The 22,771-nt window shown below is 67.7% G+C and carries 13 protein-coding genes; 7 read left to right on the top strand and 6 right to left on the bottom strand.

Translation table 11 applies throughout. The features are described from left to right. Positions 1–62: 62 nt before the first annotated feature. Positions 63–2,666 carry a DEAD/DEAH box helicase gene (locus B5F23_RS03575; RefSeq protein WP_087351879.1) on the top strand — a complete coding sequence of 868 codons (2,604 nt, stop codon included), beginning with the start codon at positions 63–65 and terminating at the stop codon, positions 2,664–2,666. A 12-nt stretch (positions 2,667–2,678) separates the two neighbouring features. On the opposite strand, the gene B5F23_RS03580 is transcribed toward B5F23_RS03575, so the two are convergent. Further along, positions 2,679–3,680: a DUF362 domain-containing protein gene (locus tag B5F23_RS03580; RefSeq protein WP_087351881.1), complete on the bottom strand. Its 1,002-nt coding sequence runs from the start codon at positions 3,678–3,680 to the stop codon at positions 2,679–2,681. Positions 3,681–3,895: 215 nt separating this feature from the next. Between B5F23_RS03580 and B5F23_RS03585 the strand changes: the two genes are divergently transcribed. Then, positions 3,896–6,040: a HelD family protein gene (locus B5F23_RS03585; protein ID WP_087351882.1), complete on the top strand. Its 2,145-nt coding sequence runs from the start codon at positions 3,896–3,898 to the stop codon at positions 6,038–6,040. Positions 6,041–6,289: 249 nt separating this feature from the next. Further along, positions 6,290–7,540 carry an ATP-binding protein gene (locus tag B5F23_RS03590; protein ID WP_087351884.1) on the top strand — a complete coding sequence of 417 codons (1,251 nt, stop codon included), beginning with the start codon at positions 6,290–6,292 and terminating at the stop codon, positions 7,538–7,540. A gap of 43 nt (positions 7,541–7,583) precedes the next feature. On the opposite strand, the gene B5F23_RS03595 is transcribed toward B5F23_RS03590, so the two are convergent. The 4 genes from B5F23_RS03595 to B5F23_RS09680 all read right to left on the bottom strand — a co-directional run bounded on the left by B5F23_RS03595 (position 7,584) and on the right by B5F23_RS09680 (position 17,032). Next, positions 7,584–10,268, bottom strand: a complete 2,685-nt coding sequence (locus tag B5F23_RS03595; RefSeq protein ID WP_087351886.1) for a cation-translocating P-type ATPase — start codon at positions 10,266–10,268, stop codon at positions 7,584–7,586. A 426-nt stretch (positions 10,269–10,694) separates the two neighbouring features. Beyond that, positions 10,695–13,643: a glycoside hydrolase family 3 protein gene (locus B5F23_RS03600; protein ID WP_087351888.1), complete on the bottom strand. Its 2,949-nt coding sequence runs from the start codon at positions 13,641–13,643 to the stop codon at positions 10,695–10,697. Between the two features lie 376 nt (positions 13,644–14,019). Then, entirely contained in the window at positions 14,020–16,467 is a 2,448-nt protein-coding gene (locus B5F23_RS03605; protein ID WP_158096110.1) for a glycoside hydrolase family 3 N-terminal domain-containing protein, read from the bottom strand. Between the two features lie 100 nt (positions 16,468–16,567). Further along, positions 16,568–17,032 carry a hypothetical protein gene (locus B5F23_RS09680; RefSeq protein ID WP_087351892.1) on the bottom strand — a complete coding sequence of 155 codons (465 nt, stop codon included), beginning with the start codon at positions 17,030–17,032 and terminating at the stop codon, positions 16,568–16,570. 281 nt (positions 17,033–17,313) lie between these two features. Here B5F23_RS09680 and B5F23_RS03615 point away from each other — a divergent pair, with 281 nt between their 5' ends. From B5F23_RS03615 to B5F23_RS03630, 4 genes are all read left to right on the top strand, one after another. After that, the gene (locus B5F23_RS03615) at positions 17,314–18,024 is read left to right on the top strand and encodes a LytR/AlgR family response regulator transcription factor (protein WP_087351894.1); all 711 of its coding nucleotides are present in this window, start codon (positions 17,314–17,316) and stop codon (positions 18,022–18,024) included. Beyond that, positions 18,021–19,352, top strand: a complete 1,332-nt coding sequence (locus B5F23_RS03620; RefSeq protein ID WP_143786351.1) for an ATP-binding protein — start codon at positions 18,021–18,023, stop codon at positions 19,350–19,352. Before B5F23_RS03615 ends, B5F23_RS03620 begins: the two co-directional genes overlap by 4 nt. Before the next feature lie 69 nt (positions 19,353–19,421). Then, complete coding sequence (locus tag B5F23_RS03625; protein ID WP_087351898.1) at positions 19,422–19,712, top strand: hypothetical protein; 291 nt, start codon at positions 19,422–19,424, stop codon at positions 19,710–19,712. After that, positions 19,705–20,004, top strand: coding sequence for a type II toxin-antitoxin system RelE family toxin (locus B5F23_RS03630; protein WP_143786352.1), 300 nt, complete (start codon positions 19,705–19,707; stop codon positions 20,002–20,004). Before B5F23_RS03625 ends, B5F23_RS03630 begins: the two co-directional genes overlap by 8 nt. Positions 20,005–20,332: 328 nt before the next feature. Here B5F23_RS03630 and B5F23_RS03635 read toward each other — a convergent pair whose 3' ends face one another. Further along, the gene (locus B5F23_RS03635; RefSeq protein WP_087351902.1) at positions 20,333–22,753 is read right to left on the bottom strand and encodes a glycoside hydrolase family 3 N-terminal domain-containing protein; all 2,421 of its coding nucleotides are present in this window, start codon (positions 22,751–22,753) and stop codon (positions 20,333–20,335) included. Positions 22,754–22,771: the final 18 nt, after the last annotated feature.

A 22,771-nucleotide genomic window follows, 5' to 3' on the forward strand; every position in this document is an offset into this window, starting at 1 on the left:
GCTCGCCGTTCGTGCCGGCTCGCGCGGCGCGCGGTAGAATGGATGGCCCGAAAGGAGACGCCATGCCCGTAGCACCCACAGCCCCCTCGTCGCCCGCCGTGACCGTGGACGAGGGCGTCAACGGCCCCGGATCGCTGGGCCGCCTCATCCCCTGGCCCGACGACGAGACCTACCCCAACATCGGGGCGGACGAGGCGCTCGACCTCTTCCTCGGCTGGGTGGACTCACGCGGGATCGAGCTCTGGCCCCACCAGGAGGAGGCCCTGCTGTCGCTGGCGGCGGGCGACCACCTCATCCTGGGCACGCCCACGGGCTCGGGCAAGTCCATGGTGGCCCTGGGCATGTGCTTCATGAGCGTGTGCACGGACCGGCGCGCCTACTACACCGCCCCGATCAAGGCCCTGGTCAGCGAGAAGTTCTTTGACCTCGTGGAGCTCTTCGGCCGCGAGAACGTGGGCATGATCACCGGAGACGCCGCCATCAACGCCGAGGCCCCGATCATCTGCTGCACGGCGGAGATCCTCGCCAACCAGGCCCTGCGCGAGGGCGAGGGCTGCGACGTGGGCTGCGTGGCGATGGACGAGTTCCACTTCTACGCCGACCCCGACCGCGGGTGGGCGTGGCAGGTGCCGCTGCTCACCCTCCCCCACGCGCAGTTCCTGCTCATGAGCGCCACGCTCGGCGACACGAGCTCCATCGCTTCCGCGCTCTCCGAGCACACGGGCGGCCGCACGGTGGACACGATCGCCGACGCCCCGCGCCCGGTGCCGCTCTCCTACGAGTTCGTGGACACGGCGCTCGAGGGCACCGTCGAGCTCGCGCTGCGCGCGGGCGAGGCGCCGCTGTACGTGGTGCACTTCTCGCAGGACGCGGCGCTCGCGAGCGCGCAGAGCCTGGCGAGCTACGGCGTATCCACCAAGGAGCAGCGCGAGGCCATCAAGGACGCCATCAAGGGGACCCGCTTCACCACCACCTTCGGCAAGACCCTGCAGCGCCTCCTGGGCTGCGGCGTGGGCGTGCACCACGCCGGAATGCTGCCGCGTTACCGCCTTCTGGTGGAGAAGCTCGCCCAGCAGGGGCTGCTGCCCGTCATCTGCGGCACGGACACGCTGGGCGTGGGCATCAACGTTCCCATCCACACCGTGGTGCTCACCGCGCTCTCCAAGTTCGACGGGCGGCGCATGCGCCACCTCAACGCGCGCGAGTTCCACCAGATCGTGGGCCGCGCGGGACGCGCCGGCTTCGACACCGAGGGCCACGTCATCGCCGAGGCCACCGAGTACGACATCGAGAACGCCCGCGCGCTGCGCAAGGCCGGCGGCGACCCCAAGAAGGCCCGCAAGGCGAAGACCAAGAAGCCGCCCGAGGGCTTTGTCGGCTGGAACAAGCAGACCTTCGAGCGCCTGATCGCGGCGGTGCCCGAGCCGCTGCGGCCGCGCATGAAGGTCACGCACTCGATGGTGCTCGCCGAGGTCGAGCAGGGCGGCGACGCCTGGGCGCGCGTGCACAGGCTCATCGAGGACTCCGCGCAGCCCGCCGAGGAGAAGGAGGCGCTCTCCACGCGCGCCGACGAGATCTTCGCCACGCTCATGGACGCCGGCGTGGTCTCGCGCGAGGAGGGGCCGGACGGCGAGGCCAGCTGGTCCACCACGGTCGACCTGCCGGACGACTTTGCGCTCGACCAGCCGCTCTCGCCGTTTCTTCTCGCCGCGCTCGAGCTCCTGGACCCGGAGTCTGAGACCTACGCGCTCGACGTCATCTCCATGGCGGAGGCAACGCTCGAGGACCCGTGGCAGATCCTGCGCGCCCAGCAGCGCGTGGCGCGCGACCGCGCGATGTCTGAGATGAAGGCCGAGGGCGTCGAGTACGACGAGCGCATGGAGCGCCTGCAGGAGGTCACGTGGCCCAAGCCGCTCGAGGAGCTGCTCGAGGCCGCCTTCGCCGAGTACTGCGAGAAGGTCCCGTGGGCGCGCGACTTTAGCCTCTCGCCCAAGTCCGTCCTGCGCGACATGGTCGAGACGGCGAGCGACTTCAAGGAGTACGTGGGCCGCTACAACATCGCGCGCTCCGAGGGCCTGCTGCTGCGCTACCTCTCCGAGGCGTACCGCGCGCTCGACCGCACGGTGCCGGTGTCAAAGCGCGACGAGCGGCTGACGGACATCGTCTCCTGGCTGGGCCTGGTTGTGCGCACGGTGGACTCCTCGCTCGTGGACGAGTGGTCCGCGGCGGGCGAGGGCTCGGCCGCCGGCCTGGACGCGGCGCCGCCCGCGGCCGACGAGGTGGTGCGCGACCGCCGCGGCCTCACGCTGCTCGTGAGAAACGCGCTGTTCGCACGCGTGCGGCTGGCGGCCTTCGGCGACGTGGAGGCGCTCGGCAAGCTCGACGGCGAGTGGGGCTGGCGCGCGCCGGTGTGGCAGCGCGCACTCGACCGCTTCTACGAGGAGCACGACGAGATCGTGCTGGACGGCGACGCGCGCTCGACCTCCTACTACACCATCGACGAGTCCGACGAGCGCTCGGCGCACGTCTGGCACGTCCACCAGGTGTTCCGCGACTCCGACGACGACCGCGACTTCGGCATCTGGGCCGACGTGGACCTCGACGCCACGCAGGACGAGGGCGCCGTGGTCTTCTCGGGCTACCGCGTGGGCTTCGTGGACGACTAGCCGCGCGCCGCGCTACCCGGCGAACGGCACGACGTGCGCCACGGCGTCGGCCGGCTCGATGCGCGCGCCGAGCGCGTCGAGGTCGAGAAGGGCGTAGCGCCAGTTGCCCACCCCCAGCTCGCGCATGTAGCTGAGCTGGCGCAGGCCGTGGCGCGTCTCCATGCGCTCGACGAGGTCGTGGTGGTCCTCCTCGCGCATGGCGTAGACGAGGTCGACGCACGCCTGGTCGAGCGCGAGGATGTCCGTCGAGGCGAGGATGCCCACGTTGGGCGTCACCACGGGGGCGGCGGCCGTGCCCTCGCAGTCGCACGAGACGCTCATGTTGCGCATCACGTTCACGAAGGTGATGCGGCGGCCGAAGTGGTCGCACACCGCCTTGGCGCTCTCCATCATGCGCTCCATGAACTCCTCGGTCTTGATGTCCCACTGGTCGTCGGAGCCGGGGGTGGTGTGGATCTCGGCCTTGCCCACGCGCCCGTCCGCGCACCCGATGCCGATGTTCTTGGCCGAGCCGCCAAAGCCGCCCTGGGTGTGGCCCTTGAAGTGGGTGAGCACCACGAGGGAGTCGTAGTCGGCCAGGTGGGAGCCCATGTGGACCGCGTCGAACCACTTGCCGCCCGCCACGGGGAAGGCCGTGACGCCCTCCTCGTCGAGGATGTCCACCGGGGCGAAGGTCCAGCCGTTGACCTCGAGGGTCTCGCGGTGCTTCTCGGTGGTGTAGCGGTCGCCGTCGTAGTAGGTGTTGGTCTCCACGATCGCGGCGCCGGGCAGGTCTGCGGCCATGAGCTCGGCCACCCACTCGCGCGGGATGATGTTGGGGCCGTGCTGCTCGCCGGTGTGGACCTTCACTCCCACCCTGCCGCGCACCTCGCCGGCCACCTGCTCGTAGGCCTTCCGCAGGCCTGCGGCGGAGAGGTCACGGGTGAAGTAGACGATCGACTCGTTGCCGTCGCGCTCCTCGTAGGGCACGTACCTCTCGCCGCCTGTGCCGGGAACCGGATTCTTCTCTGCCATGGTGCCCCCTTCGACGATTCCGTTGTCCACATTGTACGCCCAAGAGACGCTACGTCACTTGTTGTTTGGCCGCGCCTCCCCCGTGACGCAGGAGCGACGCCGAGAGCGGCCGGCGGCCCGCACGTCAACCGCCGGTGCGACGCGGCGTTCTTCTCGCCGGGCGGTTGATGGCGTACCATAGATAACTCGAAATTCCGCGCAGAGGGAGGAGCGGCATGGCCGAGCACGACGAGCAGCTTGAGAGCGACCAGCACGACGACCCGATCTTCCAGCAGGAGCAGGCGCACCTCACCGAGCTCTACGCGAAGCTGACCCAGATTCGCGACGACATCTCGGCCGAGCTTGAGCGCACGCACGCCACCTCGGTGCGCGACCTCCTCGAGATGAGCGAGGAGGTCAACGTCGACGTGCTCGACCTCGACGACCCCAACTACGACGACCTCGCCGAGGCGGCGGCCTCCATCGAGGCCCTGAACTCCATCATCGACGCCTACAACCAGTTCCACGACGTCAACACGGACAAGCTGCGGCGCGTGATGCTGCTGCTCCTGCAGCCCTACTTCGCCAAGGTCACGCTCGAGATGCGTCCCGGCCGGCCGCCGCGCGACGTCTACATCGGCGCCGCGGGCATGACCGACGAGCGCAGCCGCCCCCTGGTGGTGGACTGGCGCTCGCCCGTGGCGGAGACCTACTACAACCAGCAGATGGGCCCCACGAGCTTTGAGGTGGACGGTCGCACGCGCAACGTGAACCTCACCCTGCGCCGACAGTTCGACATCGTGCGCGACAGGCTCAACATGTACTTCGACACCACGGTGGCCATCCAGGACTCGCTGCTGCTGGGCGCCCTCAAGAAGCACCACACCGAGAAGCTCCAGGCCATCACCGCAACCATCCAGCGCGAGCAGAACGAGGTGGTCCGCCACGAGGACGTGCCCGTGCTGCTGGTGAACGGCATCGCGGGCTCCGGCAAGACGAGCGTGCTGCTGCAGCGCATCGCGTTTCTGCTGTACCGCAACCGCAAGACGCTGCGCGCCGACCAGGTGTGGCTCTTCACGCCCAACAGCGTCTTCGAGAACTACATCGACACGGTGCTCCCCTCCATGGGCGAGGCCAACCCGCAGACCTTCACCTGGCGTGCCTTCGTGAGCGCGCAGGGCGCCGGCGAGCGCGACCTCGGCGAGGGTTCCGACCCGGACACGCTGCTGCGCATGGAGGAGCTGGCGCACGGACTTGTCATCGAGGAGGGCGACCTGCGCGAGATTCGCGTTGACGGCGTCGCGCTGCTCAAGCAGGGGCAGGTCAAGAGCGCCGTTGAGAAGTTCTCCGAGTTCGAGGTGGGCCCGCGCTTCACCGCGCTCGTCAAGGAGGAGCTGCACGACCGCCTCAACCGCCGCCTGTCCCAGATGGCAAAGGACGAGGAGCTCCAGGAGGAGATGCTCGGCCTGGACGTGGAGCAGCAGGTGGAGATCTTCGGCGAGACGATCCTGGCGGACGATGACGACGAGACGCTCGCCTACGCCAAGCGCTTCGTTGAGGCCCGCTACGCCAGCGCGCACGACGAGATCGAGCGCCTGGCCTGGCTGCGCTTCGACCGCATCGGCATGCGCCTGCTCGGCCAGAGGGCGCTCTCGGCCACCGAGTGGCTGTGGCTGCGGCTGATCTTCACCGGCGTCGGCGAGCGCGACGCCCGCTTCGTCATGATCGACGAGGTGCAGGACTACACCGTGACGCAGCTCATGGTGCTCGCACGGTACTTCTCGCGCGCGCACTTCCTGCTGCTGGGCGACGAGCACCAGGCCATCTACGAGGGCACGGCCGGCTTCACGCAGATCGCGGACATCTTCCGCCAGACGCACGGCAGCGTGGACGAGTGCCGCCTGCTTACGAGCTACCGCTCCTCCCCGGAGATCACGACCCTGTTCACCGGCCTTCTCGACAAGCGCGAGCAGCTGCGGCTGACCTCGGTGCAGCGCCCGGGCGTGGAGCCCGTGATCCGCTCGTTTGCCGAGAAGGACGCGTACCTCGCGGCGCTGCGCGAGGCCGTGGCCGAGCCCGGCGAGGGCCTCACGGCCGTGGTGGCCGAGAGCGACGCGCGCGTGAACTGGCTGTCCAAGCAGCTCGGCGACGCGGCGAGGGTGATTCGCGGCGACGTGAGCCTGCCCGCGCGCGGCGTGGTGCTGATGCCGCTGCGCGTTGCCAAGGGCCTCGAGTTTGACCACGTCATCGTTCCCGACGCCCAGGCCGAGGTCTACCCGGACACGCCGCTCGCCCGCCGGCGCCTCTACACGGCACTCTCCCGCGCCATGCACCGCGTGACCGTGCTCGCGCAGGGCGAGATGACGCCGCTCCTGAGGTAGGCGCCCCACGGCAGGCGCCCCACGGCAGGCGCCCTGCCCGCACTTGAAGACCGCACTTGAGAAGTGCCCGCTGGAAGACCGTTCCGGCGGGCACTTCTCGCCAAACACCGAGAAGGGCAACGCACTCGATTCGCCAACGGCCCCGCGACGCCCGCACCCCTCAAGTGCGGGCGTCGAGTGCCCGCCCTTCTCGCCGGACCATGCCGAGCGGTTGGGTATAACTACGGGAAAGCGGAGAGGAGGCCCCGCATGTTCAGCCCGTTCACCGACGAGCAGGGTACGCCCAAGGCGCTGTCGGACGTCACGTACGCCGACCTCGACCAGCTGCGCGAGCTCGAGGAGGGCTTTGCCCTGGAGCTCAAGCAGACCTTCTCGCCGAGCGTGCGTCGCAAGATCCCCAAGATCGTGGCGTCGTTTGCCAACTCCCGCGGCGGCTGGCTCGTGATCGGGGTGTCAGACGCCGAGAAGGACCTCTGCCCGGTGCCGCGCCCGACCGCCGACGTGAGCCAGACGATCGGCGAGCTCTGCCGGCGCCACGTCTCCCCCGCCCCGCGCTTCGACGCGCGCTTCCTGCCCGACCCCACGTGCCCCGACCAGGGCGTTATTCTCGTCCAGGTGCTCGAGGGCGACTTCCCGCCCTACGTGGCCGACGGCGTGGTGGAGATCCGCGAGGGGTCCACGTCCGGCCCCGCGGCGGGCACCGCACTCGTGGACCTCTACGACAAGGCCACGAGGCGCCGGCTCGAGGTGCGGATGTTCTGCAAGCGCACGGTCTACTACCCGATGGCGGACGCCGTCCCCGGCGACCTTCCGCTCTTCAACCTCTACCTCTTCCGCATGGGCCGCTCCCGGGAGGACGTCGCCTCGCGGGAGCGCACCAACGCCAACGCGGCGGCGATGCGCGAGGCCTTTGAGCAGCAGGGGCTCGCCTGCCGCGTCCAGCACGCGCACGACAGCCTCGTCTTTCGCACGCCGGCCCGCGACGAGGCGGTGGTCCCGCACTCGGCCATCGAGCTCTTTGGGGACGAGTCGATGAAGCTCTCCGTGCCCGCGGTCCTTCTCGACGGCAAGAGGCGCGCGGACGCCCAGGCGCAGCTCGCGGCACGGGCGCTCTTCTCGCCCGCCGCGGACGCCACGCTCATAGACGCGCCCGCGACCATGCGACGCGTGACCCGGATGGCCTCGCTGCTCGACCGCTACGTGCGGATTCGAAGGATTCCCTGGTCACAGTACGCGGTCGCCTACGAGCTGGAGGGAATGGCCGGCGTGACGCTGTGGTCCGACGACGAGTGCTACCTCGCCTACGCCGAGCGGCACGGCGTGCTCTACTGCGCCACCACCGACTGCCTCTCGCGCGTGCGCTACCTCGACGACGGCGCCCACGACACCTTCCGGGCCCGCCAGTTTGCGGGCAGCCACTTCTTCGAGGCCTGCGGGCTGCCGCTCGGCTCGCCCGACCCGGAGGACAACGAGCTCGTCGACGCCCTGCTGCGCACGTAGGGCGGCCCCGGCCCCGGTGCGGGCGGCGCCGGGGACCAACCCGCTACTCCTCCCCGACGTTGCGGTGACGGACGAGCCTCCTGCGATAGAGCCAGGTCTCGTGACGGTTGTCCCAGAGCTTGAAGGCCTCGGCCACAAGCGTGGGAACAAGCGACAGCCCCAGGGCGCAGGCCCAGCTCACGGGCCCGATCGGCGCAAGGCCAAAGACGGCGCCGGCCGGCTCCACGAGCACGAGCAGCGAGAAGGCCGCGACCACGGCGAGCGCGCTCCACACGAGCGGCATGTTGTCGCGCACCGTGCGGCGGAAGACCGAGCCGCGCGTGCGCACCGTGAAGACGTGCAGGACGCTCGTGAACGCCACCACGAGGAAGCACATCGTCTGGCCCGCCGCCAGGGACGGCCCCTCCCCTCCCGGCAGCCACGCAAACGTCCCCAGCCAGAAGGCGAGAAGCCCCACCACGGCAAACGCGACGGTCTGCTGGCCGATGGCGCGCGAGATGCCGGCGAAGAAGCTCTCCGTTCGGCCGATGGGCCTGCGCGCCATGATGCGCTCGTCGGAGCGGTCGCGCGCGAGGTTGAGCCCGGGGATGCCGTCGCCGAGCACGTTGATGAGCAGCAGCATCACGGGCGTGAGCGGGGTGCCCCAGCCCGCGAGCTGCGCGCCAAGCATGATCACGATCTCCGAGAGGTTGCACGCCAGCAGGAAGTACACCGTGCGCTTGATGTTGGAGAAGACGTTGCGCCCCTCGCGCACGGCCGCCACGATGGTCGCGAAGTCGTCGTCGGTGAGCACCATGTCCGCGGCCGCCTTGGCCACCTCGGTGCCCGCGCGGCCCATCGCCACGCCCACGTCGGCCGCCTTGAGCGCCGGGGCGTCGTTCACGCCGTCGCCGGTCATGGCGACGACCTCGCCCTGCTCCTGCCAGGCCTCCACGATGCGGATCTTGTCCTCCGGCGAGACGCGCGCGTACACGGAGAAGCCGCGCACGCTCTCGACGAGCTCCTCGTCGGACATGGCGGCGAGCTCGCGGCCGGTGACGACGCGGCCGCCCTCGCCCAGGAGCCCGATCTGGCGCGCGATGGCCCCGGCCGTGGCGGCGTGGTCGCCCGTGATCATCACGGTGCGGATGCCGGCGCGCCGCGCCAGTGCGATGGCCCGCGCCGCCTCGGGGCGCGGCGGGTCGATGAGGCCCACGAGCCCCTCGAAGGCGAGGTCGCGCTCGAGCTCCTCCAGGTCGCCGGACACCGGGAGCTCGTCGACCACGCGGCTGCCGAGCGCCATCACGCGCAGCGCGTCATGGGCGAGAAGGTCGTGCACACGGGCGCGCTCCTCGCGCTCACCGGGCGTCCCCTCGCGGAAGGGCACGCGGTCGACCGCGCCCTTCGTGAGCACGAGGTAGCGGCCGTCGGGCATGCGGTGGACGCTCGTCATCATCTTGCGCGCAGACGAGAAGGGCACCTCGCCCACGCGCGGCAGCTCCTCCTCGAGCCGCTCGCGGGTCTCGCCGCACGCGCCGAGGAGCCGCACGATGGCGCTCTCGGAGGCGTCTCCCACGATCTTCTCGCCGCCCTCGCCGTCCGGCTCGACGGTCGCGTTGCTGGCCAGGGCGAGGCGACGCAGCAGCTCGAGCTCCGCGCCCTCCGGGAGCGCATCGTCCCCGACCCTTGCCACGTCCGCGCCGCTCACCCAGAGGCGCCGCACGCTCATGCGGTTCTGCGTGAGCGTGCCCGTCTTGTCCGAGCAGATCACCGAGGTGGAGCCCAGCGTCTCAACGGCGGGCAGGCGGCGGATGAGGGCGTTTCTCTCCACCATGTTCTGCACGCCCCGGGTGAGCGTGAGCGTGACGATGAGCTGCAGCGTCTCCGGAACGGCGGCCACCGCCAGGGAGACGGCGGCGAGCATCATGGCCCAGAACTCCTCGCCCTGCTGGAGGCCCGTGAGCAGCAGCGCCACCGCGGCCGCGGCCGCCACGACGCTCACGGAGCGGCTCACGCGCCCGAGGCGGCGCTGGAGCGGCGTCTGGAGCTTCTGGGTGTCGTTGAGGTAGCCGGCGATGCGGCCCATCTCGGTCTCCATGCCGGTGGCGGTGACCACGGCGAGCGCGTTGCCGGCCGTGACGAGGCAGCCCGAGAAGACCATGTTGGCGCGGTCGCCCACGGGCGCGTCCGACTCCACGGGCGCGTCGGCGTCCTTCTCGGCCGGCTCGGACTCGCCGGTGAGCGAGGACTCGTCCACGGCGAGGCCCGTGGTCTCGAGCAGGCGCGCGTCGGCGGCCACGAGGTCGCCGGTCTTGAGGACCAGGACGTCCCCGGGCACCACGTCCGCGGTGGGCACCTCCAGGCGGGCGCCCCCGCGCAGCACCAGGCAGGTGGGGCTGTTGAGGTCGCGCAGGGCCTCGAGGGCGCGCTCGGCGCCGCGCTCCTGCGTGACGGCCAGCGTCACGTTGAGCGCAATCACCGCAAAGATGACGAGGGGCTCCAGGTAGCCGTGCCCCTCGCGGACGGCAAGCGCCAGCGAGAGCGCCGCGGCCACGACCAGGATGACGTTTGCAACGTCCCTGAACTGTCGCAGCACCATCGAGCCCACGCCCTCGGGCTTGGCCTGCCGGTAGGCGTTGGGGCCGCTGGCGGCAAGGCGGCGTGCGGCCTCCTCGGGCGAGAGCCCAAGGTCGGCACGCACGTCAAGGTCGGACAGGGTCTTCTCGGCGGGAAGGCTCCAGTACGTCATGTCTCTCTTTCGGTTGGGATGGGCATCCCCTCTTTAATACCCCTATTTTGGTAGGAATATACCGCGGCGAGAAGGACGTGGAGCGAGGGCGCCTGGCGCGACCCCGAGCGCGGCCCGTCCGAGCCCGCACCGGACGTCGTCCAGGGCCCGCACCTGAGGCCCGCACCCGAGGCCCTCACTCCACAAGTGCGGGCCTCGGCGCGACCACAGAACGCACTTCTCGCTAAATGGCGAGAAGAACCACGCACCGGGCGCCGCAGCGCCCCCGAGTTGCCCGCACCCCTCAAGTGCGGGCGAGAAGTGCGGGCCGCAAGTGCAGGCGAGAAGTGCGCGCATCAAGCGCGGCTCGCCGCTCCACACAAAGCGGCGCCGGCCCGCAACGCTGCGGACCGGCGCCCGAAGGAAGGGCTCGCTTACCCGAATGGGTTACTTCTTTGCGGACGCCTCGTCCTTCTCGGCCGCCTCAATCTGCTTGTTGCGACGCGCGCCCAGGTAGCAGCGGGCACCGAGCGCGGCGGCGCCGACGAGCATGACGGCGCTCGCGCCCCAGACGCCGTACTGCCACGGCGAGGGCGAGGTGGTGATGGTGGAGCCGGGCGCCATGCCCTGCATCGCGTTGGAGTTGACGACGGTGTAGAGCACGCGGTGGGACGCCTCGCGCAGGCGAGCCACGACGGACGCCTCGCCGGTGCCCTGGAAGGCCGGCGTCATGGCGGCGTAGGTGAGGTGCATGTCCGTGCCGCCGTCGAGGGCCCAGTTCTTGTCCATGTAGCCGTAGAGGTTGAAGTCGGTGATGATGCAGCCGGTGAAGCCCCACTCGCCGCGCGGGACCTCGGTGCACAGGGCGTGGCTGCCGCCGGACCACTGGGTGCCCACGTAGTTGAAGGAGCTCATGAGGGCGGTGCAGCCCGGCATCTCCACGGTCTCGACGGTGCCCTGGTCGTCCGAGATGTACTTCATCTCGGTCGAGGACTCCTTGATCGTGATCTCAAACGGGCGCAGGTAGATCTCGCGGGCGGTCTGCTCCGTGGCCCACGTGCAGAGGTGCTGGACGCGGTAGGACTCCTGGTCGTTGAGCGCGTAGTGCTTGACCATGGCGTAGCAGCCGTTGCTCGCGGCACCGGAGACCACGGCCGCGCCGATCTTGCCGGCGAGCAGCGGGTCCTCGGAGTAGTACTCGAAGTTACGACCGGCGAACGGGCTGCGGTGCGTGTTCATGGCCGGCGCGTACCAGCCGTTGTAGCCCGAGGCCAGCGCCTCCTGGCCGACCATCTGGCCGGTACGGTACATGAGCTCGGTGTTCCAGGTCTGGGCCATGATGAACTCGGAGCAGTACGCGCAGTTGCCCGTGGCACCGGTGAGCGAGGTGAAGCCGGCCGGGCCGTCGGGCTCGGAGGTGGCGGGCTTGCCGATGTGGGCGATCGCCGGCGTGTTGTAGGCGCAGTCGTTGAGCATCGTGGTCATGTCGTCCACGGTGAGCTCGTCGAGCAGCTGGTCCCACATCTCGTCGTCGTACGCCTTGCCGCGCAGGTCGATGAGGGAGATGCCGTTGTTGGCGCCGGTCGTGGGCATGGCCTCGTCGCCGAGGTGGTCGGCGTAGTTGTACTCCTCGAGCGTGATGCCGCACTCGGCAGCCGTCTTGTCGGCGGCAGCCTCGGGCCAGGTGCCGGCAAAGTCGGCGCGCGAGAGGTTCTCGCAGTTGTCCTTCATGTACTGCGTCATGTCGTCGAAGCGGTTGGCGAGCTCGTTGCCGGTGGCGGAGTCGGTCTTGTAGACCTGCTCCTCGAGCGTCACGGCCTGCTCGGCGATGACGGTGTGGGAGTCGGAGCGCAGGGAGATCACATAGTCGCCCGCGTCCAGGACGTAGCCGCCCTCGTCGGAGCTCCAGGAGGCCATCTCGCGCACCGGGATGGTGAGGTCGACGGTCTCGGACGCGCCGGGGTCGAGCAGCTGCGTCTTGCCAAAGGCGCCGAGCACGACGGCGCTCTTCTCGATGCCGCCCGCCGTGTACGGGGCGGAGTAGTAGAGCTCGACGACGCACTTGCCGGCGGTGGAGCCCGTGTTGGTGACCGTGACGGAGGCCTCGACGTTCTCGCCGTTCACCGCGCAGGAGTCGAGCGTCTGCTCGAAGGTGGTGTAGGAGAGGCCGTAGCCAAACGGGAAGACCACGGCGGAGTCGTAGTCAAAGTCGTAGTTGCCGGCCTCGGCCTCTGCGGCGGCCGTCTCGTAGAAGCGGTAGCCGTAGTAGATGCCCTCCTTGTACTCCACGAAGTACGCGGTGGCGTTGGAGACGGTGCCGGTGTAGTTGGTCGGGTAGTAGTCGGTAACGTCGGTGTACTGCTTGCCGCCGAAGTTGCCGAAGGTCGGGTCGGCGGTGAAGTCCGCGGCCCAGATGTCGGTCGTGCGGCCGGACGGGTTCACGGCGCCGGTGAGCACCTGGCCCACGGCCGCGGCACCCGAGGCGCCGAGCGAGCCGATGGAGAGGATCGCGTCGACCTCGAGCTCGCCGGACATGAGCGGGCCGAGCTCCATCGGGGTGGAGCCGTTGTAGAGCACGATGACCTTGTCGCAGGCGTCCTTGGCCGCGGTGATGAGGTCGCGCTCCTCCTTGGAGAGCTCGAGCTCGTGCTGGCCCTCCACGTAGTTGGCGGTCTCGTCGTTGGGCGTGAAGTTCTCGGACACGCCGGAGTTCACGTCGGCGAGAAGGTCGCGGGACAGGTCGCCGCCCTCGCCGCCGCCGCGGCCGATGACCACGAGCGCCGTCGTTCCTGCGATGGAGCCCTGGGCGTCGGAGCTGTAGGCGGACCAGGGGATCTCGCCGATGTAGTAGCTCGCCGTGGCCGGGTTGTCCATCGTGATGTTGGCCTTGGGGTAGTTGCTGTAGTTCTCGGCGATCCAGTTGTAGGCGGTGTCGTTGACCACGAGGCCCGCGCCCGCGACGCCGTCGTAGAGCGTGGTGCAGTCGTTGGGGTCAACGGTGCCCGAGCCGGCGCCGCCGTAGACGGGGTCGGCGGCGTAGCGGCCGATGAGGGAGACCTCGGTGCCAGACGCCAGCGGGAGGGCGTTGTTGTCGTTCTTGAGAAGGACGATGCCCTCGCCCTCGATCTCGATGACGACGTTCTTGGCGTCCTCGGTGGCCGCGCCGCGACCACGGTACTGCTGGTCGTAGTAGGCGGTATCCCAGTCCTCGGAGCCAGGAGCGTTGGTGATGGTGGTCTCGCCGCCGCCCACGTAGTGGTCGAGCGCCGACTTGAACATGTTGGTGCCCACGTTGGCGGCGACGGTCACGCCCACGAGGGCGCCGGCGCCCACGCCGCTCGCGACAAAGCCGCGACGTGTCATCTTCTTCGGTTGCTTCTTTGGCTTGTCAGCCATGGTAACTCCTCCTTGTTCGGATACCCCGACCCTCTCATCTAACGAGAAGCGCCGCACGGATGCGCGTTCTTCTCGCAAGTAGTCGTTTTCACGGCGTGACTTGCACGCAGCGGGGACGGGTGGTACCGGCGCTGCAAGCGGCTTTTGAGTGCCTCCGCCTTAAAGTCGAGTTGTGCACGAGCAAAACTCGACCTTTCTCTGGCGAGAAAAACCGTCAAGCCGTCTACCTGCGCAAACTCAGAACCTGCCTCGCACCTTTTGCCGAAAGTCGAGTTTTGCTCGTGCATAACTCGACCTTGAGGTTTCGCGCTTCAGCGAGAAGAGCGCGCCGCTCCGGTTGCCGGGGCGGCGCGCTCCCCGCTCGGGGATCGCTGTCCTAGGCGTCAGCCTGAACCGCGGTCTCCGGCTCGGTCAGCGGGCTGGCCTTGTAGGTGGCCGTGCGATCGTCGTCGATCACGCCGGACCAGTTGAGGCCGAGGCAGAACTCGTAGGTGTTGCCCTCGGAGTCGGTGTAGCACTCCATGTCGCGCGGGACGTCCTCCTCGTTGGCCTCGACGGTGTCCATGTCCTTGGGCATCTGGAACGGAAGAAGGCCGGAGGGCTCAACCGAACCGGTGATGATGTGGGCGAACGCCTCGTCGATGATGCCGTTGAAGCCCATGAGAATCGCGTCGGCAGAGGGCTCGATCTCGGAGAAGACCATCGGGCGGTCAGCGTCGACGATGAGGATGAGCTTGGCACCCTCCGGGAGCCTGGACTTGACGTCGAGGACCAGGTCAAGGTCGCTCTCGTTGGTGGCGTAGGTGGACTCGCCGTAGTAGGCACGGTTGATGTACTCGCCGTACTCGTCCTCGGGGTTCAGAGACTCCTTGCGGACGTTGGGGCCGTCCGCAGTGTACGGACGATACTGGAGCGAGATGGGCTTCCAGTAGGGGCCGGGCTCGGGCTCGGTGCCCATGATGATGGAGGCGAAGCTCGGGCCACCCTGAACGCCCTGGTAGGCATCCTGCGGGTTGTTCACCTTCACGATGGCGTACTGGACGTCGGCGAGCTCCTCCGCGGTGAGGCGCGTGATGTCGCCCTCGGCCGGGTTCTCGGGATCGGCGGAGTTGACCGCATCAGTCACGACGTCGAGACCCTCGAAGATAGCGGGGTCGATGACCGGGGCGATCGTGGCCGGAGAGGTCCCGAAGGGGCTCGCGGAACCAGCTGTGAACTTCTGGGGGATGTACACCTTTCCGCTCAGGCCAGACTCGGAGATGACGTTGCCGGCGTTCTTGAGCATGATGACGCACTTCTCGGAAGCCTCCATGCCGAACTGGGCGGGAGCCTCGTTGTCGAAGACGGCCTTGGCCACGGTGCGGTCCGAGTAGGGCTGGTCGAAGAGCTCGACGTCGACCATGAGCTTGAAGATGCGGCGGGCGTTCTCGCGGAGCGTGGAGAGGGCCTCATCCTCTCCGAGCTGCTCGACCATGAGGTCGTAGGCAGACTTGGCAACGTCAGGCTCGAAGGTGCCACCGTGCTGGGAGATCGTGTTCTCCATGAGCTTCGCGTAGCGCTCCTCGGTGGTGAGGTCGGTGCAGCCGTGGGCGATGGCGTCGAGAATCATCCAGTCGGTGCAGAGCATGCCGTCCCAGCCGGCGTTGCGCAGAATCGAGATGTTGTGCTTGGAATAGGCGCTGCCAACGTGCTCGCCGAGGCCCTCGGGGTCGTTGGGGTCGTAGGCGATGCCATAGCACGGCATCATGGCCGCCACCTGCTCGGTCGAGGAGTCGAGGTGCATGCCGCCGTCGAGGAACGGAACGAGGTGGGCGTTGAAGTTGGAGCCCGGGAAGACGTTCCACTTGCCGGAGTCGGAGTGGTCGTCACGGCCGCCCTCGTTGGAACCCTCGCCCACGAAGTGCTTGAGCATGACGCCGCAGGACTCGGAGCCCCAGCCCTGGTCGTCAGTGGCCTCGTCGTCGCCCCACGTGGACTGCATGCCGCCGCCAAATGCCCTGGCAAAGTCACGGTTCAGAGCGGGGTCCTCGGACACGGAACCGGACAGACGCGTGCCGCGCGGCTGAGAGTAGACGTCGATCTGAGGACCAAGCTCGCAACGCACACCCGTGGCGCGCCAGGCGCGAGCCTGCCACATGCCGGCCTTACGCCAGAGGTCCTTGTCCATAGCCGCGGCAAGGCCGTTGCTCGACGGAACGTTGAAGAGGACGTAGGGATCGGAGTAGTTCAGGTACGGGATGCCGTTGGCACCCTCCTCGCAGATCTGCTGAATCGTGTTGATCCAGCTGACGGCGGAGGCGTAGGACTCCTCGTTTGCGGAGAGACGGGAGACGCCCGCACGCGAACCGGCCTCGATCCAGTCGTTAGACTCGGAGTCGCCGCCCGGCGTGGAGGATCCGGAGGTGTTTCCGCCCGCCCACAGCAGCGGGAAGATGTCCTCAGCGCTCAGGGAGTCGGCAAGGGCCTTGGCGCGGTCCTCGGCGGACTGACGCCAGTCCTCCCACATGTCGAGCTTCCCGTTACCGTTCATATCGCGGAACGCATAGCCGTCAACCTGGATAATCTTGGCGGTGTTCATGGTGCCCAGCTCGGCGCCACCCTCCTGAGTGACCCTAGTCCAGCCGTCACGCACTTCCTCGCTCGTCCACTTGGCCTCGACGCCCTCGCCGTCAGGGTCAATCGGGTAGGCATCGGCAGCGGGGGCGGCAAGCGCGTCATCGCCGGACGGGCTCGTGCCAGCTCCGTTGTCGCAACCGGCAAGGCCCACCAGGCCCGCCGTGACCGCAGAGGCCGCGAGGAAGTTCCTACGCGAGATGTTGCTCATATCTTTCTCCTCCCAAAAAGCTATAGGTCTCATTTGGGGCAGGCCACTGCCCCTACCTCAAAACGCATCAAATAGAACGCAGCCCGAGGAAGTCCCCGTCCTAGCCGTAGAAGTCGAAGTTGATGGTGTCGAAGTCGGCGATGCCGAAGGCGTGGGCGTCGCCCTCGCACTTGGCGGAGCCGGTCACGGTGAGCACGACGTCGCCGGCGGTCTCGAGGTGCAGCGTGATCTCGGACTCGGTGCCCTCCCAGGTGCCGGAGTCGGTCGGCAGGTCGGCGTGGGCCTCGAGGGGCTCCACCGTGCAGGTGCCGTCCTCGGCGAGGTTCAGGTCGAGCATGTTCTCAGACCCGCCGGCGGTGCCGTAGACGGTGGTGCCGGTGATCTCCACCGAGCCCCTCCACTGGCCCCAGTAGGCGTCCACGGCGTCGAAGCCGCCGTCCTCGGAGGCGGCGGGGGCGTCGGAGCCGCCGTCGTCGCCCGTGGCGGCCGGGGTGCCGCCGCAGGCCGCGAGCGGCAGCGCGAGCGTCACGGCGAGCGCGCCGACAACCAGGAACTGCTTCTTCATGGGTTTCTCCTCCCTTGTTCTCACGCTATGCGCGTCCCTTCCGCAAGCGCATAACGCTTCCTTAACACTTAGGACACATTCAAATCCCCAGCCGCCTGCCGAAGGTGCATTTGGCCTGAAGCGCACCTTTCCGGTCACGTCGGTCGCACAGACCCGCCAAACGGCAACACTAACCGCCCGCAATCGCCGGCAAACGGTTCAGTTTCGCCGGCGAACGTAAAAACGCTATGATTTAGCTGGGACGGATATGACTTCGTTCATATCCGGGGGAAGGGAAGACAATGTACAGGACGCTCATCGTCGAAGACGAGGCGGACGAGGCCCGACGCCTCTCCGACTTCGTGCGCCGCTACGGGGAGACCCGAGGCGAGGTGTTTCAGCTCACGTGGCTCAAGTCCGCCATGGAGATGCTCTCTGACCATGGCCATTACGACCTGGTTCTCCTCGACATCGACCTGCCAGGCATAAGCGGCATGGAGGCCGCGCAGCTCATGCGCGTCTACGACGAGACCACGCCCATCATCTTTGTGACCAACCTCGCCAAGTACGCGGTTAAGGGCTACGAGGTGGGTGCCACGGGATTCATCGTCAAGCCGGTCACCTGGGGAAACCTCTCCATGAACCTCGACCGCGCCATGCGCGCCATCAAGCAGAACGCCGGTCGCTCCGTCATGGTCCCCACCGAGGACGGCATGCGCGTGGTCCCGTTCTCCACGATCGTCTACGTGGAGGTCACGGGGCACCGCCTCACCTACCACCTCGAGAGCGGGGAGCTTCTTGAGGCGCGAGGGTCGCTCGGCCAGCTCGAGGACGCGCTCAGCGGAGCGCCCATCATCCGAGTGGCCAAGAGCTGCCTGGTCAACATGGACAAGATCGTCCTCATGCGCCCCCAGTCCCTCCAGATGGTGACGGGAGACACCCTCAGCATCTCGCGCACGCGCAAGCGCGAGGTGGTAGACGCGGTCACCGACCACCTAGGCGGCAGACGGTGAGGGAGTTCTTTGACACGTGGTGGTCCCTCGAGCCCATCGTTCAGCTGCTCGTTCCCATCCTGCTGTTCGCCCATCGCCTGCCAAGGCGCCCGCATGCCGCCTTACGCGGAGCGGGGGTTCTTCTCGCCCTGTTGTTCATTGCCGTGGTGCCGCTGGCCACGGGGCTTGTGCGAGGGCTTGACGTACTGCAGACGTTCATCGTGTTCAGTGCGCTGCTCGCGTTCTTTGTGGGAGCGATTCTTCTGGTCTACCGCGTGAGCCTGTGGACTGCGCTCTTCTGCGCAACGGCGGGCTACACGCTCCAGAACATCGCGAGCGGCCTCACCATCCTCACGCAGATGCTCATAACCGGCCGCGCCAGCGCCGCGCTCTCAGAACCCCTCGCCTCAATCGTCGCCGTTGGTGTGCCTGCCCTCGTCTATCTCCTGGGATACATCTTCTTCGCCCGAAGCGTGGCGCTCAACGGTCTGCTCAACGTCGAGAACCGCCTCATGCTCTCCATGTTTGCCATCGTGGTCATCGTGGTCATCGGCTTTGACCTCATCATCAAGGGGCTCACGTTCGTCGGAATACCCTTCAACTACCTGCTGCTCCTTCGCTGCGTTCACCCGCTTGTCTGCGTGTTCGTGCTGTTTGCGGAGTACGAGCTGCTCTACGCAAAGCACGCGGAGGACGAGCGCGTGGAGACCGAGCGCCTGCTCGCCGAGCGAGAGCGTCAGTACCGCCTCAGCCGCGAGAACATCGAGGCCATCAACATCAAGTGCCATGACATCAGGCATCAGATCCGCCACCTCGCGGACGGAGGGGCTGCGGTCGATCGCTCGGTGCTCAGCGACATCGCCCGGGAGATCAACGTCTACGACTCGGTGGTGGAGACCGGCAACGAGGCCCTGGACACCATCCTCACCGAGAAGAGCCTCGCGTGCTCGGGAGAGGGCATCGTGCTCACGGTGATGGCCGACGGCTCCGCGCTCGACTTCATGACGCCCGCGGACGTCTACGCGCTCTTTGGCAACGCCCTGGACAACGCCATCGAGGCAGTCCGCGGCGTCGACGACGAGGAGCGCCGCACCATCACGCTCTCGGTCCGCCGCCTCAAGCGGATGGTGGCGGTGAGCGTGGAGAACTATTACTCGGGCGTGACCCGGTTCTCGGACGACGGTCTCCCGATCACAAGCAAGCGCGACAGGTCCAACCACGGCTTTGGCGTGCGCTCCATGCGCGCGATAGCCGAGCGCTACGGGGGGTCGCTTCACGCCGGCGTGCAGGACGGGGTCTTCTACCTCAACGTTCTTCTCGCCATGCCGGAGACGCCTGCCTCCACGTGATGTCCCCTGTTCTGTGGCTAGTTATGTACAGAATCGGCTACACTCTTTCATAGAATGAAAGGGGGTTCCATGGATGCCATATTCTCTGCAACGGCGTTGAGAGATCATCCGCGCGAGGTCAAGGCCGCCGCGCGAGAGAGCCTAGTACGCATAACCGAGAACGGAAACGGCGCATACGTGTTCTGCTCGGAGGACGTTTTCAGGCGCGAGATTGACGAGGCGGTTGAGCGAGCCCTCTACGCCGAACGCGCCGAGCGCGCCATCCTTGATGGGCGTAGCGCAATTGCGGCTGGAAACTACGTCGAAGGAATCGGAGCTGCGCGCGAGGCGGTTGCACGGCGAAGGGCCGAGCGTGACTAGGATGCGCTTCTCCGGCCCGTTTCTTGACGAACTGGCCGAGTTGGACGAATCCGCAGAAGCACGCATCTGGGAAAAACTTGAGCTGGTTGAGTCTTTTCCCGGCGTTGGATCGTCTCTTTTGGAGCCGCTTCTTGTGCGTGCGTTTGGTCGAGGCTGCCTCAAGGTCTCCGCGGTCGGCTACGACGTCATCTACGAGCGCTCAAGCGAAGGGGACGAAGACGACCGCGGCAACGGCGAAGGCGATGAGACCGTCAGCGTGCTTGGCATCATCAAGCAGCGTCGGATTCGCTAGGCGCCTGAGATGGGGCAGGGACGATTTGCCCTCAAGTCAAACCTTTCGAAGGCGGTAACGCAAAGAGGCGCGGCGCCCGGGAGGTACGATGGATTGCTTGAGGCGTCTCAGCACGGGGACGTCTTCTCACTCAACATCCTCCTGTCCCCCGCAGGCACAACGTCCGCGACGAGCTAGCCAGCCGCAGGGAAAGCACCCGTTGCACCCATAGTTAAAACTCTTCAACGGCGAGAAGTACGGCAGGGCGTGACTCCCGTGGGCAAAAGGAGGTGCGGCACCCCGGAACAGGGGGGTACCGCACCTGGGAGGGGCAATCTGTTCGAACAGCCTAGAGCTCGATGTGCTCCGGAGTCGTGAGCGGCTCGACCGAGTAGGTCTTCACACGGTCGTCGTCAATCACGCCGGACCAGTTGAGGCCAAAGGCGAAGTCGTACTCGTTGCCCTCGGAGTCGACGTAGCACTCGAGGTCACGCGGGACGTCCTCCTGGTTGGCCTCGACGGTGTCCATGTTGGCCGGCATCTGGAGCGGCAGGAGGGCGCTCGGCTCGGTCTTGCCCGCGAGCAGGTTGAGGTAGTCGTCACCACCAGCGTTGAAGCCGATGAGGATGGCATCGGCGAGCGGCTCGACCTCCGAGAAGACCATCGGGCGGTCGGCACTCACGCACAGGACCAGCGGCACGTCTCCGGAAGCCTCGGACATCTCCTGGACGAAGGTAAGCTCAGAGGCGTTGGCGGCCGTCGTGGACTTGCCCACGTAGCTGCGGTTCTCCTTCTCACCGTTCACCACGTCGCCTGCGATGGAGTTCTCGCGCACGTTGGGGCCGTCGGCCACGTACTCGCCGTACTGGAGCGTGATGGGCACGTAGGTCTCGGTCTCGGCGTCAAAGCCCACACCCGCGGTCGGGTTGTTGATGTAGCAGGCCACAAGATCGCACTCGGCAATCTGCTCGGGCGTGGCGCGGGTGACGTCGGACTCGGCATAGGTGGGGTTGCCGTCCTCGCCCGCGGGGCCGGTCGGGTCGCCGATGGTATCGGTCACGATCTCAATCACCTCGGAGGCAACGGCCTCGGTGACGGGCAGCGTCCAGGCGCCGTCGGCAAACTTCATCGGAACGTAGACCTTGGGCTTAGCTCCGCCGCGGTCGGAGATGGCACCGCCCACGTTCTTGAGCATGACGATGGACTTGTCCACGGCCTCTGCAGCGAGCGCGAGGAGCTCGTCGCTCTCCACGATCTTGTCGGCAGAGGAGGAGTCGACGTAGGGGCAGTCGGAGAGGCCGATGACGTAGAAGGTGCGCAGCGCACGGCGGGCGGACTCGCGGACGCGGGCGAGCGCCTCGTCCTCGCTCGTCTCGCTGGCCATCTCGTCGTAGGCGGCGCGGAGCGACACGAGGTCAAAGCCTCCGCCAATCTGGTCGACGCCCGCCTCCACGATCTTCTTGCAGCGCTCGACCTTGGTCGCGTCCTCCATGCCCCAGGGGGTGGAGACCATGGCGCCCGGGTCGTCGATGACTCCCCAGTCAGAGCAGATGAGCCCGTCGTAGCCGCACTTCTCGCGCAGCAGGTCGTTCTTCCACTTGGAAAACGCGGAGCCCACGAGCTCGCCGTACTCCTCGGTGTCAGAGTAGGCGATCGAGTAGGAGTCCATGTAGGCCGCGGTCTGGCCTGTCTTGGAGTCCAGGTGCAGGCCACCGTCCACGAACGGGATGAGGTGCGCGGCCAGGTTGTTGCCAGGATAGACGCAGAACTTGCCGTAGTCGTTGTGCGCCTCGCGGCCCTGCTCGCCGCAGCCGTCGCCGGGGAAGTGCTTGAGCATGTTGATGACGGACTCGGAACCCCAGCCCTGGTCCTCGCCGGACTCGTCGTAGGTGGACTGGAGACCGGACGCAAAGGCGTTGGACATGTCGCGGGAGAGCGCGGGATCCTCGCCAAAGGTGTCGGGGATGCGGCTCCAGCGCGGCTCGCTCGTGATGTCCATCTGGACGCCAAGCAGCGTGGAGACGCCCTCGGCACGGTAGGCACGTCCGTACTCGTCCGCAACGCGGCGCACGAGGTCGGGGTCAAAGCTCGCGGCGAGGCCGAGCGTGCTCGGGAAACCGTAGTCCTTGGGGTTGTTGGAGATGTTCACCGGGATGCCGTAGGTCTGGCCCTCGACGTACTCCTGGAGCTTGTTGACCCAGCGGGCGAGCACGGGGGCGCCGTTGGCGTTACCAAAGTTGAGCATCGTACGGATGCCGTGGTCGAGGACCTCCTGCAGCGTGGGGTCGGCGTTGTCGCCCTCAACGGGGCCGGTGCCCGCAAGGACGTCGGTGATCTCACCGGCGTTGAAGACCGAGCCGTGCAGCATGAGCGCGAGGGCCTCGTCGGCCGTGAGCTGGGCGGCAAGCGCCGCGGCACGCTCGTCGGCACCCTGGCGCCAGTCCTCCCAGAGGTCAAGCTTGCCGTTGCCGTTGAGGTCCTTGAACGCGAGGCCGTCGACCTGGATGAGCTTGTCGGTGCTCGCCACCCCCAGCGTCGCGCCGCCCTCGTTGGTCACGCGCGTCCAGCCGTCGCGCATCTCCTCCTCGGCATGCTTGGGCGTGCCCGACCCCCACTCCTCTGCGTCGATCGGGTAGGCATCCGCCGCAGGCACCCCCGAGGCGTTGTTCGCCGGGGTGTTACCCTCGCCGCTGCAGCCCGCAAGCGCCACGAGGGCGCTCGCGGCCGCCGTCGCCTGAAGGAAGTTGCGACGCGTCACGTTCTTCTCCATGTCTCCTCCTCTTCCGCG

This window comes from Olsenella sp. An188 (genome assembly GCF_002160255.1).
Taxonomy (GTDB): domain Bacteria; phylum Actinomycetota; class Coriobacteriia; order Coriobacteriales; family Atopobiaceae; genus Thermophilibacter; species Thermophilibacter avistercoris.

What these genes read in the sequence shown, in the direction of transcription:
- B5F23_RS03625 (WP_087351898.1), top strand. Translation starts at nt 19,422, where the DNA reads ATGGATGCCATATTCTCTGCAACGGCGTTGAGAGATCATCCGCGCGAG.
- B5F23_RS03595 (WP_087351886.1), bottom strand. Translation starts at nt 10,268, where the DNA reads ATGACGTACTGGAGCCTTCCCGCCGAGAAGACCCTGTCCGACCTTGAC.
- B5F23_RS03605 (WP_158096110.1), bottom strand. Translation starts at nt 16,467, where the DNA reads ATGAGCAACATCTCGCGTAGGAACTTCCTCGCGGCCTCTGCGGTCACG.
- B5F23_RS03600 (WP_087351888.1), bottom strand. Translation starts at nt 13,643, where the DNA reads ATGGCTGACAAGCCAAAGAAGCAACCGAAGAAGATGACACGTCGCGGC.
- B5F23_RS03580 (WP_087351881.1), bottom strand. Translation starts at nt 3,680, where the DNA reads ATGGCAGAGAAGAATCCGGTTCCCGGCACAGGCGGCGAGAGGTACGTG.
- B5F23_RS03575 (WP_087351879.1), top strand. Translation starts at nt 63, where the DNA reads ATGCCCGTAGCACCCACAGCCCCCTCGTCGCCCGCCGTGACCGTGGAC.
- B5F23_RS03590 (WP_087351884.1), top strand. Translation starts at nt 6,290, where the DNA reads ATGTTCAGCCCGTTCACCGACGAGCAGGGTACGCCCAAGGCGCTGTCG.
- B5F23_RS03585 (WP_087351882.1), top strand. Translation starts at nt 3,896, where the DNA reads ATGGCCGAGCACGACGAGCAGCTTGAGAGCGACCAGCACGACGACCCG.
- B5F23_RS03615 (WP_087351894.1), top strand. Translation starts at nt 17,314, where the DNA reads ATGTACAGGACGCTCATCGTCGAAGACGAGGCGGACGAGGCCCGACGC.
- B5F23_RS09680 (WP_087351892.1), bottom strand. Translation starts at nt 17,032, where the DNA reads ATGAAGAAGCAGTTCCTGGTTGTCGGCGCGCTCGCCGTGACGCTCGCG.
- B5F23_RS03635 (WP_087351902.1), bottom strand. Translation starts at nt 22,753, where the DNA reads ATGGAGAAGAACGTGACGCGTCGCAACTTCCTTCAGGCGACGGCGGCC.